Consider the following 12,538-nt stretch of genomic DNA (forward strand, 5'->3'; position numbering starts at 1 on the left):
GGGCGCTCCTTAAGCCGCTGACCTGAACTCACGACCTATGAGCTTGCCGTGTCCCCCGGGGTGTCGTGCAACCGGAACAAGGAACTCCGATGGCGAATTCTTTGCCCTAACCCCCCGGAAATGGACTTTCCTCGGTTGTGTGATTTTCGTCACAGGGTCCGCCCCTCGGACCCCCGCACCGAAGGGAGGACCCTTTCCGCGAGCATGCAGGCTGTTCGTCCTGGCCATGTCCGTGCCGCGTTACGGTTTCATGACACCTCCGGGAATTCCCGACATACAGGCCATAATGTCCGCGTGGCTGGCATCCTCCTGGTCGAAGACGACCCCTCCGTACGCACGGGGCTCGAGCTCGCGCTCACCCGCCAGGGCCACTCCGTCACCGCGTACGCGACAGGCGAGGAGGCCCTGGCGCACGTGCGGGCGCGGCGCCCCGAGATCGTGATCCTCGACGTGATGCTGCCCGGCATCGACGGGGTCGAGGTGTGCCGCCGCATCCGCCGGATGGACTCCCTGCCGATCATCCTCCTCACCGCGCGGGGCGACGATCTCGACGTGGTCGTCGGACTTGAGGCCGGCGCGGACGACTACGTGGTCAAGCCGGTCGAGCCGCGAGTGCTCGACGCGCGCATCCGGGCCGTCCTGCGGCGGCTGGAGTCCGCCTCGTCCGACCGCATCAGCTTCGGCGACCTGCTCGTGGACCGGGGCGCGCTGAAGGTGACGCTCAAGGGACGCGAGATCCATCTCACCCCGACGGAGCTGCGCCTCCTGCTCGAACTGGTCCGCCACCCGGGCCAGGTGCTCAACCGCCGCTATCTGCTGCGCACGGTGTGGGACCACTCCCACGTCGCGGACTCGCGCCTCGTCGACGCGTGCGTGCAGCGGATCAGGGCCAAGATAGAGCCGGTTCCGGCCGATCCGGTCTTCATCCACACCGTCCGCGGCTTCGGGTACCGCTTCAGCCCCCCGTGAGCTGGTTTCCCACCGGCCTGCGCGGCCGCTTGGTGGTGACCTTCCTGCTGGTGGCGATCACCGCGTCCGCGGCGGTGGCCGGGCTCGGCTACCAGCTCGTGGGCAGAGAGCTGCTGGACAGGGTGGAGCGCACCTCGATCTCCGACGTGCGCGAGACGCTGTCGCGGGTCTCGCTCCCGGTCGGCGCCAGCGACGTGGTGTGGCCGAGCGACTCCACGGTCACCGACGACGACCTCGGCGACCTGGTCAACGCGCTCAACGGCCCCGACCGCGTCGTCCTCGTCTCCTACGGGGGCCACAGCCGCGCCAGCCGGGGGTCGCCCTTCACCATGGACGACGTGCCCGACCAGCTCCGATGGCAGGCCACCAGACGCCTGGTCTCCCAGCGACTCCGGCTGAAGGGGCATCCGTGGCTGCTGGTCGCCACCCAGATCCACCGCGCCAACCAGATCGGCGTCGTACGCGCCACCGGGCTCAGCACGTACGTCTTCGTCTCGCTGAGCGACGAGGAGGGCGTGCTTAACCGGCTGCGCGCCTCGCTCCTCCAGGCCGCCGGGATCACGCTGGCCATCGCGCTCACCGTGGCCCTGCTGTCGGCCCGGCAGGTCCTGCTCCCGGTGCGCCGGCTCGGGGACGCCGCCCGGATGCTCGGGGCGGGCGAGCTGCACATCCGGCTGCCCGTCCGCGGCAAGGACGAACTGGCCGAGCTGACCGGCATCTTCAACGAGACCGCGGAGGCGCTGGAGGGGAAGGTGTCGGAGCTGCGCACGCTGGAGACGATGTCCCGGCGCTTCGTCGCCGACGTCTCGCACGAGCTGCGCACCCCGCTCACCGCGATGACCGCCGTGACGGACATGCTCTCCGAGGAGGCGGAGGGCCTTCCGGACGACGCGGGCGAGGCGGTGCGCATCGTGCTCCGGGAGATCGACCGGCTCAAGCTGCTCGTGGAGCACCTGATCGAGGTCAGCCGGTTCGACTCCGGGGCCGCCGTGCTGCGCCGCGATCACGTGGACGTGGGCGACACCCTGGCCGACTGCCTGGAGGTGCGCGGCTGGAGCGACCGGGTGCAGCTCACGGTCCCGATCGGGCTGACGTTCTCCCTCGACCCCCGGCGCTTCGACGTGATCGTCGCGAACCTCGTCGGCAACGCCCTGCACCACGGGGCGCCGCCGGTGCTGGTGAGCGCCCGGGTGCGGCCCAGCGGCCTCCAGGTGACCGTACGGGACCACGGAGGGGGCATTCCCGAGCGCTCACTCCCCCACGTCTTCGAACGCTTCTACAAGGCGGGCGCGGGCCGGACCCGCAGCGTCGGCAGCGGCCTGGGGCTCGCCATCGCCAAGGCGAACGCCGAACTGCACCGCGGCACCATCGACGTCAAGCGGTGTGAGCCCGGCACCCTCTTCACGTTGTGGATCCCCGTGCCATGAACCACCCCGTCGTGAACCGCCCCGCCCCGGACCACACCGCCTCGAACCGCGCCGCCCCGTCGCGGCCGCTCATTGGGGCGGCGCACCGCGTCCTCTCACCGCGTCCGCTCATGGGGGCCGCGCACCGTGCCGCCGCCCGCGCCGCACTGGCCGCCCTGCTCCTCGTCGCGGTCGCGGGGTGCGGGGTGAGCCCGACCGGGGTCAACGACAAGGGGCCGCCCCCGGTCATCAGCGGGGACTCGACGATCGTGCGCGTCTATCTCGTCCGGTCCGGACGGCTGGAGCCGATCAGCGTGGCCGCGGCCTCCGGCCACGTCAATGACGTGCTCTCCGCCCTCTTCGGCGCCGGCCGGCGCCCGCCGAGCGGCGTCGGCACCACCCTGTCGCGGATGCGGCTGGCCCAGGTCCAGCTCGTGCGGTACACGTCCGACCCGAACCTGCGCAACGACCCGGACAGCGCCGGGCTGCGGCTGCGGGTGTTCGTCAGCGGGCCGAAGATGTCCCGGATCGCGATGGCCCAGATCACCTGTACGGCACGGCTGCGCCCGGAGATCTGGGCGGTGGAGATCGCCCAGCGCGGCAGCGGGAACCTGAAGATCCACACCTGCCGGGAGTACTGGGACCTGGCCCCGCTCAACGGCCACCTCCCGCCCTGACCCCGGAACGCGCGCCGGCGGGGAGGCGAGACGGTTGCCCGCCCCGCCTCCCCGGCCAAGGATCACGTCAGCAGGTGATGTCCTCCAGCATCTCGGTCACCAGGGCGGCGATCTGCGACCGCTCGGACCTGGTGAGCGTGATGTGCGCGAACAGCGGATGCCCCTTGAGCTTCTCGACCACCGCGACCACGCCGTCGTGCCGTCCGACGCGGAGGTTGTCGCGCTGGGCGATGTCGTGGGTGAGCACGACCCGCGAGTTGGCGCCGATGCGCGAGAGCACGGTGAGGAGCACGCCCCGCTCCAGCGACTGGGCCTCGTCCACGATCACGAACGCGTCGTGCAACGACCGGCCGCGGATGTGGGTGAGCGGGAGGACCTCCAGCATCCCTCGGTCCAGGACCTCCTCGATCACCTCGGGCGTGGTCACCGCGCCGAGGGTGTCGTAGACGGCCTGCGCCCAGGGGCCCATCTTCTCGTTCTCCGAACCCGGGAGGTAGCCGAGCTCCTGGCCGCCCACCGCGTACAGCGGGCGGAAGACGATGACCTTGCGGTGCTGGCGGCGCTCCAGGACGGCCTCCAGGCCCGCGCAGAGGGCCAGGGCCGACTTGCCGGTACCCGCGCGTCCCCCCATGGAGACGATGCCCACCTCGGGGTCCATGAGGATGTCGAGGGCGATCCGCTGCTCGGCGGACCGCCCGTGCAACCCGAAGACCTCGCGGTCGCCGCGGACCAGCCGTACGGACTTGTCCGGCATCACGCGGCCGAGCGCGGAGCCGCGGCTGGAGAGCAGCCGCAGGCCGGTGTGGCAGGGGAGCTCGCGCGCCTCCTCCAGGTCGGCGGTGCCGTTCTCGAAGAGGGCCTCGACGTCCTCGGTGGTCACCTGGAGCTCGGCCATGCCGGTCCAGCCGGACTCGACCACCATGCCGGCGCGGTACTCCTCCGCGACCAGGCCGATCGAGGCGGCCTTGACGCGCATGGGCAGGTCCTTCGAGACGAGCACCACCTCGCAGCCCTCCGCCGCCAGGTTTTGGGCGACGGTGAGGATCCGGGTGTCGTTGTCACCGAGCCGGAACCCCGCGGGAAGCAGCGACGGGTCGCTGTGGTTGAGCTCCACCCGGATCGTGCCCTCGCCGATCGGCATGGGCTCGTCCAGGCGCCCGTACCGCACCCTGAGGTCGTCGAGGAAACGCAACGCCTCACGGGCGAAGTAGCCGAGTTCCGGATGGTGCCGCTTGGCCTCCAGCTCCGTGACGACGACGACCGGGATGACGACCTCGTGCTCCGCGAAGCGGCTCATCGCCGCCGGGTCGGCGAGCAGGACGGAGGTGTCAAGGATGTAGGTGCGGGTCGGGTTACTCGAGGACTGTGCCACGCGTTCTCCCCCGGGCGCCGAGGTGGGGCGCCCTGCCGTGATGGTGGTCAACGGACCGGGCCCGTGCCCTGCGGAAGCGGGCCGGGATTCCGGCCCCCCTCACGATCAAGGACAGGCCCTCTCCCACTACGGTACGTAACGTTCCCTTTGATCCCAATACTTGGACTGTGACCGAAAGGGAGCGTTCACGTGCCGTTTCAGGAACCGTACCGACGGTGCCGCGCGGCGTATGAGCGGAGCGCCCGCAGGAAGTCGACCCTGCGGAAGTCAGGCCAGTAGGCCTCACAGAAGTAGAACTCGGAGTGGGCGCTCTGCCAGAGCAGGAATCCGGAGAGTCGCAGCTCTCCCGACGTCCGGATGACGAGGTCCGGGTCGGGCAGCCCGCGCGTGTAGAGATGCTCCGCGATGTGCTCGACGTCGAGGACCTCGACGAGGTCCTCGATGCTCGCGCCCTTGCTCGCGTGCTCCTGGAGGAGAGAGCGCACCGCATCAGCGATCTCACGTCTTCCTCCATACCCAACGGCCACGTTCACAATCAGGCCAGGGCGGTGCGATGTAGCTTCTTTTGCATCTTTCAGGACACGAGCCGTGTGATCGGGCAGCAGATCAAGGGAACCCATCGGATTGACGTGCCACCCCTGCTCGACGAGGTCGCGCACCAGACCCTCGATCACCTGGAGCAACGGCTGCAACTCAGCCTGGTCCCGGGAGAGGTTGTCGGTCGAGAGCAGCCACAGCGTCACGTACTCGACGCCCGCCTCCCGGCACCACCCCAGGAGTTCACTGATCTTGTCGGCGCCCTTCTGGTGCCCGCGGTTCACGTCGCGCAGGCCCATCGCCCTGGCCCAGCGCCGATTGCCGTCGACGATGACGCCCACATGCCGGGGGATCTGTGCCGTGCTGCCGGGTCCGGAGAGCTTCCGCTCGAGCCTGCGCTCGTACAGCTTGTACACGAGATCGCGCACGCCCATGCAAAGCCCTCTTCCTTCGCGACCCGATGGCTCCGTCAATTATCAGGGCCGCGAGAACCGGACTGCTCCGTTCACGAGATTGCTGTTGGGTTCCATCTCGAACCCCGAGCCGAGCCGCTCCTCGGCGTCGCCCACGAGACCGTCCACGAACGCGGCCAGCCGGCCCGAGGTCAGCTCGGCGCGCAGGCCGACGCCGCCGGCGCCCCACGCCTCCAGGAAGGCCCGGCGGACGACCTGCCACTCGCCCAGCGGCGCGCCGCGGCGGCGCGGGCGCGCGGGCACCCACGACGGCAGCGTCCGCACCTGGCAGCGCATCTCGCCGCCGCCGACCACGTCCACCTTGCTGCGGTAGCGGAAGGCGAAGAGCTCGCCCTCCCCGTCGGGGAAGCGGTCCTCCGGATCCGGCCACTCGCCGGCCTGGGGTCCGCCGTCCGCTCTCGCGTCCGCGATCACCCTGGCCAGCCTCGCCAGAAACCAGCCGCACCGCTCCCCGACCGTCCCGTACGGCAGGCCATCCCGGTACAGGTCCAACGTCACCTCGTAGGGGACGCCGAGCCTGTCCCGGCATGGCACTGGATTAACGGTAAGGTATGATCCGTCCACGCACCGTAGCCCCTGCACGTTTCACACGCTATCCGCGATAATCCGCCGCTAACATCCCAAAACGGGCAATTCCCAGTTAGCCGAGCCGCGCGACGAGGGCCCGGTACTCCTCCCAGAGCTCCTTGGGCAGGTTGTCCCCGAAGGTTTCGAAGAAGCTCGGCACCAGCGCGGCCTCCTCGCGCCAGACCTCGGGGTCGACGCGGAGCAGCTCGGCCAGGTCACTCTCGGAGACGTCCAGGCCCTCGGCGTCCAGCGCGGCGGGCAGGTTGCCGATCGGGCTCGGCACCGCCTCCTCCTCGCCGTTCAGCCGGCCGACGATCCACTTCAGCACCCGGCTGTTCTCGCCGAACCCGGGCCACAGGAAGCGGCCGTCGGCGCCCTTCCGGAACCAGTTGACGTAGTAGATGCGCGGCAGCTTCTCCGGGTCGGCCTTCTTGCCGACCTCGATCCAGTGGGCGAAGTAGTCGCCCATGTTGTAGCCGCAGAACGGCAGCATCGCGAACGGGTCGCGGCGCAGCTCCCCGACCTTGCCCTCGGCCGCGGCCGTCTTCTCCGAGGCCACGTTGGCGCCGAGGAAGACGCCGTGCTGCCAGCTCAGCGACTCGGTGACCAGCGGGACGGCGGTCGCCCGGCGCCCGCCGAACAGGATCGCCGAGATCGGCACACCGGCCGGGTCCTGCCACTCCGGCGCGATCGTCGGGCACTGCCCGGCCGGGGTGGTGAAGCGCGCGTTCGGGTGCGCGGCCGGCTCGTCGGAGTCCGGCGTCCAGGAACGGCCCTTCCAGTCGGTGAGGTGGGCCGGGGGCTCATCGGTCAGGCCCTCCCACCACACGTCGCCGTCGTCGGTCAGCGCGACGTTCGTGAAGATGCTGTTGCCCCAGAGGGTCTCGACCGCGTTGGCGTTGGTGGTCTCGCCGGTCCCGGGGGCGACGCCGAAGAACCCGGCCTCCGGGTTGATCGCGTACAGCCGGCCGTCGGGGCCGAACCGCATCCATGCGATGTCGTCGCCGATCGTCTCGACCTTCCAGCCCGGGATCGTGGGCTGGAGCATCGCGAGGTTGGTCTTGCCGCACGCCGACGGGAAGGCCGCCGCGACGTACCGCGCCTCGCCCTTCGGCGGGGTGAGCTTGAGGATGAGCATGTGCTCGGCCAGCCAGCCCTCGTCCCTGGCCATCACGCTGGCGATCCGCAGCGCGTAGCACTTCTTGCCCAGCAGGGCGTTGCCGCCGTAACCGGAGCCGTACGACCAGATCTCCCGGGTCTCCGGGAAGTGGCTGATGTACTTGGTGTCGCTGCACGGCCACGGCACGTCCTGCTGCCCCTCGGCCAGCGGGGCGCCGACGGAGTGGACGGCCTTGACGAAGTCGCCGCGCTCCTCGATCAGGCGCAGCGCCTCATCGCCCATGCGCGTCATGATCCGCATCGAGACCGCGACGTACGGCGAGTCGGTGATCTCCACGCCGAGCTGGGAGATCGTGCCGCCCAGCGGGCCCATGCAGAACGGCACGACATACATCGTGCGGCCACGCATGCATCCCTTGAAGAGCTCGCCGAACGTACGGCGCATCTCGCCGGGGGCGATCCAGTTGTTCGTCGGTCCCGCGTCCTCGGCGCGCTCCGAGCAGATGAACGTGCGGTCCTCGACCCGGGCGACGTCGCTGGGGTCGGAGGTCGCGAGGAAGCTGTTGGGCCGCTGGGCAAGCCGCGTGAGAGTGCCCTGTTTGACGAGCAGGTTCGTCAGGCGAGTCCACTCGGCCTCGGAACCGTCGCACCATTCGACCCGGTCAGGCTGGGTCAGCTCGGCGATCTCTCTCACCCAGGCGGCCAGCTCGGCATGAGTCGTCGGGACGCGTACCTCTGCTGATACGGACACGGAACCGGCTCCTTTTTCTCGAAGGACCAAATCATCATTGACGACGAACGGCCACCGAATCCAATTGGCGTAGACCACGGCCTATATTCGGCGGCATTCAGGTCCCACACGGCCCCGGAATGGATGTTTGTCCAGGCAGGAGCCATGACGGTTCGAGGAGCCTACCCACATGACGACACATTAAAGAAACGAGTTCCGAGCGCCGGATCATCTCCCTCGCGCGATATTGGTATAGGCCACGGAAACTGGTCTAGGCCATTTTCTGCATTGGTTTAGTCCACGTGATCGGGCCCCTCGGAGCGGATCCGATCCACATGCTGGAGGGCATCCCGCAGGTCAGCGAGCCACGTGTCGGTGTGCCGCCCCACGAGACGTACGCACCAGGCGAGGGCGTCGCTGCGGCTGCGCGCGACCCCCGCGGCGACAAGAGTGTCGAGGACCTGTCGCTCCGGCTGCCGTAGCCGGGTCATGACGGGCACCGACAACGTGGTGAACATCACTCTGCGCCCCTCGACGACGACACCCCAGGCGACCTTCCTCCGGAACTGGCGCTCGGCCTCGCGGGCGATCTCGATGCGGCGTTCCCTGGTCTCCTCACGGAACCGCTCCACATAGCCCTCCAGGGCGGCGGAACGCTCCAATTCGGGCAGCCCACCCGCCACCGTCAGCGGAGGGACGGCGCCGACGACGGCGATCTCCTCGCGGTCGAGCACGATCTCGGGCGCCTCGGTGAACCATCCCTCTGGCAGCCGACCGGCGAACCAGCTCCGTACCTGCTCTTCCTTATCCATGTAATCAAGATTACACCCACATTCGCCGCCAGGCCAGGAATTGACAGCCCCTCTCTTATGAGAGTTACTCTCATTTCATGGCGACTCTCATTTCTGCGCGCTGGTGGGCCCTCGGCGCGCTCGTCCTCAGCGTCCTGGTCCTCGGGCTGGACGCGACGATCCTCAACGTGGCCTTGCCGACGCTGGCCACCGACCTCAAGGCCACCACCGGCGAGCTGCAGTGGATCATCGACGCGTACATGGTGCCGTTCGCGGCGCTGATGCTCCCGGCGGGCGCCCTCGGCGACCGGTTCGGACGAAAGCGCGTCCTTCTGACCGGTCTCGCGGCGTTCGGCGTCGCGTCCGTGGTCGCGAGCTTCGCGGACGGCACCGGCGCGCTCATCGCGGCGCGGGCGCTCATGGGCGCGGGAGCGGCCCTGATCATGCCGCTGTCGATGTCGATCCTGCCCAGCATCTTCGGCCCCGAGGAACGCGGCAAGGCGATCGCCGCGTGGAGCGCCGCCATGGCGCTCGGGCTGCCGCTCGGCCCCGTCGTCGGGGGCTACCTGCTCGACCACTACTGGTGGGGCTCCATCTTCCTGGTCAACATCCCCGTCGTGCTGGTCAGTCTGGTGGCGACGGCCGTGCTCCTGCCCGAGTCCCGCGACCCGTCCGGCTCCCGGCTCGACCTCCCGGGCGCGCTGCTGTCCGTGACCGGCCTCGCCGCCCTCGTGTACGGCGTCATCCAGGCCCCGATCGACGGCTGGCGCGACCCGACGGTGCTGGCGAGCATCGCCGCGGGCGTCGCCCTGCTCGCGGCCTTCGTCGCCGTCGAGCGGCGGGCCGCCGCGCCCATGATGGACCTCGCGTTCTTCCGCAGCCGGGTCTTCCTGTGGGGTGCGGTCGGCGCCACCATCGTCAGCCTCGGCATGTCCGGCCTGCTCTTCGTGGTGCCGCAGCACTTCCAGGTCGTCCTGGGCCACGACGCGTTCGGCACCGGCGTCCGGCTGATCCCCATGGTGGCCGGGCTGATGGCCGGTGGCCTGGCCGGGGAACGGCTGGTCCAGCGCCTCGGGCTGCGCTCCGTCATGACCGCGGGCCTGCTGGTCCTCACGGCCGGCTTCGCCGTCGGCGCCGCCACCTCGGTCACCTCGTCGTACGGATTCGTCGCCGCCTGGCTGACCGTGGTCGGCGCCGGGATCGGCCTCACGATGGTCCCCGCGATGGACGGCGTGCTCGCCACGCTGCCCGAGGAGCGCTCCGGCTCCGGCTCCGCCACGCTCCAGACCCTGCGCCAGGTCGGCAGCGCCCTGGGCGTCGCGGCCCTCGGCAGCCTCCTCTCCGCCGTCTACGCCGCGGGCCTGCCGTCCGGGGCACCGCCGGCGGCCCGGGACTCGGTCACGGCGGCGGTGGCGCTCGGCGACCCGGCACTCCTGCGCGTCGCCCGCGAGGCGTTCGTCTCCGGGATGGACGTCGTGATCCTGCTGTGCGCCGCCGCGTCCCTGCTCGTCGCCGTACTGGTGTGGATCTTCATTCCCCGCCCCGCGCGGAAGACGGCAAAATCGGAGCATGAGCTCACCTCAGCGCGCTGACCGGATCGCGGACTCCCCGGAGCGGACCGTCCTGAGCCTGCGCGAGCGCAAGAAGGCCAAGACCCGCCGGGCGATCCAGGAGCACGCCCTCCGGCTGTTCACCGAGCAGGGGTACGAGGCCACCACCGTCGAGCAGATCGCGGAGGCGGCCGAGGTGTCTCCGAGCACGTTCTTCCGGTACTTCCCGACCAAGGAAGACCTGATCATCCAGGACGACTACGACCCCCTGATCGCGGCGGTGATCCGGGCGCAGCCCGCGGAGCTGCCCCCGATCGCCGCCATCCGCCAGGGGATCCGCACGGCCTTCGCACAGGTGCCGGAGCCGGAGCTGGAGGACGTCCGCCTCCGCATCCGCCTGATGATGAACATCCCGGCCGTACGCGCCCGCAGCCTCGACAACCTGCTCTCCACGGTGGACGTGATGGCCGAGGTGATCGCCGAGCGCACCGGCCGGGAGCGGACCTCCCCGGCCGTGCGGACCTTCGCCGGGGCCGTGCTCGGCGCGATGCTCCCGGCGCTGTACAGCTGGGGCACCGCGGGCACCGCCCGCTCCCTGCCCGACGCGGTCGACGAGGCCCTGGCGCTCCTCGAAGGCGGCCTCCCCCTCTGACCCGTGACCGCCGGCCCATGACACTGAAATCGTGACCAAGTCGCGGCCCTGATGTCAGGACGGAATTCTGACCTGCCTCATAAGGTGATCAACCGGATTTTCACCGGAAATCGCCACTGGAGGCCAGAAATGTCTCGTCGGAGACTCGCCGCCGTCGCGGCCCTTACCTTGCTGTCCGGCACGGCACTGGCCGGAACCGCGCACGCCGGCACCTCAGAGATCACCGTAGGGACCTGTGCGGGGTACGACCTCCCGAACCTCGGAACCGTGGACCCCTGCGTCTCCGAGCCGCTGGACGCGCTCTTCACCGGACTGACGGAGTATGTGCCCGGCACGTCCCGATCCCGCTACGCGGTCGCCAAGTCGATCACGACGCAGGACAACCGGGTCTTCCAGGTCACCCTGCGCAACGGCTGGAAGTTCCACGACGGAACCGAGGTCAAGGCGCGCAACTTCGTCGAGGCGTGGAACCAGGTCGCCTCGGCAAAGACGAACAGCTCCTTCCTCTTCGAGGAGATCGAGGGGTACGGCAAGCGGAAGATGTCCGGACTCAAGGTGACCGGCGACCACACGTTCACCATCACGCTGTCCAGGCCGCTCGGCGTCTTCGTGAAGAAGCTCAGCATGCTCGCTTTCTCCCCGCTCCCCGATTCGATTCTGAAGAGCCCGGCGAGCTTCCGGAGGAAGCCGATCGGCAACGGCCCGTTCCGGGTCGTCTCGTGGTCGCTCTCGTCGGAGAGCGTGGTGGAGCGGTTCGACGGCTACCCCGGGGCCAAGCCGGCCGTCGCCAGGATCGTCTACCGGACGTACCGGGACGAGAACGCGCTCTACGCCGCCCTGCGCTCCGGTGACATCGACTTCACCAGCCTGATCCCCTCGACGAAGCTCGCGACGTTCAAGAAGGATCTGGACGGGCGGGTGATCAGCCGGCCGGGCCACATCAACCAGGTGATCACCTTCCCCGCGAAGGTCGCGGCGAACACCGACTTCCGCAAGGCCATCTCGATGGCGATCGACCGGGAGACGATCACCCGGGAGGTCTTCGAAGGCGGTCGCGTCCCCGCCCACTCCTTCGTCCCGCCCACCGCCGAAGGCAGCAGGAGCGACTCCTGCGGGCAGGTATGTGCGTACAACCCGACCAAGGCGCGCGAATATCTGGCGAAGGCCCTCACGTCGGGATTCCGGCCGCCGGCCGTTCTCCCGCTGTACTACAACGCCGACAGCGCGCACGGCGACTGGGTCAAGCGCGTCGCCGAGAGCGTGACCAAGACGCTCGGCGGCAAGGTGAAGGTGGTCCCCAAGTCGCTGCGGACCTTCAGCGCCTTCCGGGACGCCGTGACCGGCGGACGGCTGGACGGTATGTTCCGGGCGGGCTGGCAGCTCGACTACCCGCACATCCAGAACGTACTCGCCCCCATGTACGCCTCGAACGGGGTGGCCAACGACGGCGACTACCGCAACCCCCGGTTCGACGCGCTGCTGCGCTCAGCCGACCGGCAGCGGTCCTCGGCCAAGGCGATCAAGCTCTACCAGCAGGCCGAGGCGCTGCTGGTCAGGGATCTGCCCGCCATCCCGCTCTGGGTCTACGGCCAGCAGGCCGGATTCTCCGAGCGCATCGCCAAGGCCGGGCTGACCCCGACCGGGGGGCTGGACCCGATGACCGTGAAGCTCGCCTGACCGGGGCGCGGCGGACGC

Annotated in this window: 11 protein-coding genes; 6 read left to right on the forward strand and 5 right to left on the reverse strand. The window is 69.7% G+C overall.

The annotated features are described in order from the left end of the window. Nucleotides 1-294: 294 nt before the first annotated feature. The 3 genes from ACQP1V_RS40040 to ACQP1V_RS40050 are packed head-to-tail and all read left to right on the forward strand — an operon-like array spanning nucleotide 295 to nucleotide 3,052. Nucleotides 295-969 (forward strand): response regulator transcription factor, encoded by a 675-nt coding sequence (locus ACQP1V_RS40040; RefSeq protein ID WP_066938252.1) that lies wholly within the window; start codon nucleotides 295-297, stop codon nucleotides 967-969. Then, nucleotides 966-2,396 carry an ATP-binding protein gene (locus ACQP1V_RS40045; protein WP_433416381.1) on the forward strand — a complete coding sequence of 477 codons (1,431 nt, stop codon included), beginning with the start codon at nucleotides 966-968 and terminating at the stop codon, nucleotides 2,394-2,396. The genes ACQP1V_RS40040 and ACQP1V_RS40045 overlap by 4 nt, the downstream gene beginning before the upstream one ends. After that, nucleotides 2,393-3,052, forward strand: a complete 660-nt coding sequence (locus ACQP1V_RS40050; protein ID WP_433416384.1) for a hypothetical protein — start codon at nucleotides 2,393-2,395, stop codon at nucleotides 3,050-3,052. The genes ACQP1V_RS40045 and ACQP1V_RS40050 overlap by 4 nt, the downstream gene beginning before the upstream one ends. Nucleotides 3,053-3,119: 67 nt before the next feature. On the opposite strand, the gene ACQP1V_RS40055 is transcribed toward ACQP1V_RS40050, so the two are convergent. The 5 genes from ACQP1V_RS40055 to ACQP1V_RS40075 form a co-directional block, all read right to left on the reverse strand. Then, complete coding sequence (locus ACQP1V_RS40055; protein ID WP_433416387.1) at nucleotides 3,120-4,424, reverse strand: PhoH family protein; 1,305 nt, start codon at nucleotides 4,422-4,424, stop codon at nucleotides 3,120-3,122. A gap of 197 nt (nucleotides 4,425-4,621) precedes the next feature. After that, a complete protein-coding gene (locus ACQP1V_RS40060; RefSeq protein WP_066938244.1) occupies nucleotides 4,622-5,395 on the reverse strand; it encodes an isoprenyl transferase in 774 nt (257 codons plus the stop codon). 42 nt (nucleotides 5,396-5,437) lie between these two features. Then, nucleotides 5,438-5,968, reverse strand: coding sequence for a hypothetical protein (locus ACQP1V_RS40065; RefSeq protein ID WP_433416389.1), 531 nt, complete (start codon nucleotides 5,966-5,968; stop codon nucleotides 5,438-5,440). Nucleotides 5,969-6,074: 106 nt separating this feature from the next. Further along, nucleotides 6,075-7,871, reverse strand: a complete 1,797-nt coding sequence (locus ACQP1V_RS40070; RefSeq protein ID WP_433416392.1) for a phosphoenolpyruvate carboxykinase (GTP) — start codon at nucleotides 7,869-7,871, stop codon at nucleotides 6,075-6,077. 272 nt (nucleotides 7,872-8,143) lie between these two features. Beyond that, complete coding sequence (locus ACQP1V_RS40075; RefSeq protein WP_433416395.1) at nucleotides 8,144-8,662, reverse strand: hypothetical protein; 519 nt, start codon at nucleotides 8,660-8,662, stop codon at nucleotides 8,144-8,146. Nucleotides 8,663-8,739: 77 nt separating this feature from the next. Between ACQP1V_RS40075 and ACQP1V_RS40080 the strand changes: the two genes are divergently transcribed. The 3 genes from ACQP1V_RS40080 to ACQP1V_RS40090 all read left to right on the forward strand — a co-directional run bounded on the left by ACQP1V_RS40080 (nucleotide 8,740) and on the right by ACQP1V_RS40090 (nucleotide 12,520). Further along, nucleotides 8,740-10,233 carry a DHA2 family efflux MFS transporter permease subunit gene (locus ACQP1V_RS40080; protein WP_433416398.1) on the forward strand — a complete coding sequence of 498 codons (1,494 nt, stop codon included), beginning with the start codon at nucleotides 8,740-8,742 and terminating at the stop codon, nucleotides 10,231-10,233. Further along, a complete protein-coding gene (locus ACQP1V_RS40085) occupies nucleotides 10,211-10,843 on the forward strand; it encodes a TetR family transcriptional regulator (protein ID WP_433416401.1) in 633 nt (210 codons plus the stop codon). The genes ACQP1V_RS40080 and ACQP1V_RS40085 overlap by 23 nt, the downstream gene beginning before the upstream one ends. A gap of 129 nt (nucleotides 10,844-10,972) precedes the next feature. Next, complete coding sequence (locus ACQP1V_RS40090) at nucleotides 10,973-12,520, forward strand: ABC transporter substrate-binding protein (RefSeq protein ID WP_433416404.1); 1,548 nt, start codon at nucleotides 10,973-10,975, stop codon at nucleotides 12,518-12,520. The last annotated feature ends 18 nt before the right edge of the window (nucleotides 12,521-12,538 follow it).

The organism is Microtetraspora malaysiensis, from assembly GCF_050947145.1.
GTDB lineage: Bacteria > Actinomycetota > Actinomycetes > Streptosporangiales > Streptosporangiaceae > Microtetraspora_A > Microtetraspora_A malaysiensis.

Bases quoted from the DNA above. Each gene is read 5' to 3' on its own strand.
- ACQP1V_RS40050 (WP_433416384.1), top strand. From the start codon at position 2,393: ATGAACCACCCCGTCGTGAACCGCCCCGCCCCGGACCACACCGCCTCG.
- ACQP1V_RS40060 (WP_066938244.1), bottom strand. From the start codon at position 5,395: ATGGGCGTGCGCGATCTCGTGTACAAGCTGTACGAGCGCAGGCTCGAG.
- ACQP1V_RS40075 (WP_433416395.1), bottom strand. From the start codon at position 8,662: ATGGATAAGGAAGAGCAGGTACGGAGCTGGTTCGCCGGTCGGCTGCCA.
- ACQP1V_RS40080 (WP_433416398.1), top strand. From the start codon at position 8,740: ATGGCGACTCTCATTTCTGCGCGCTGGTGGGCCCTCGGCGCGCTCGTC.
- ACQP1V_RS40085 (WP_433416401.1), top strand. From the start codon at position 10,211: ATGAGCTCACCTCAGCGCGCTGACCGGATCGCGGACTCCCCGGAGCGG.
- ACQP1V_RS40090 (WP_433416404.1), top strand. From the start codon at position 10,973: ATGTCTCGTCGGAGACTCGCCGCCGTCGCGGCCCTTACCTTGCTGTCC.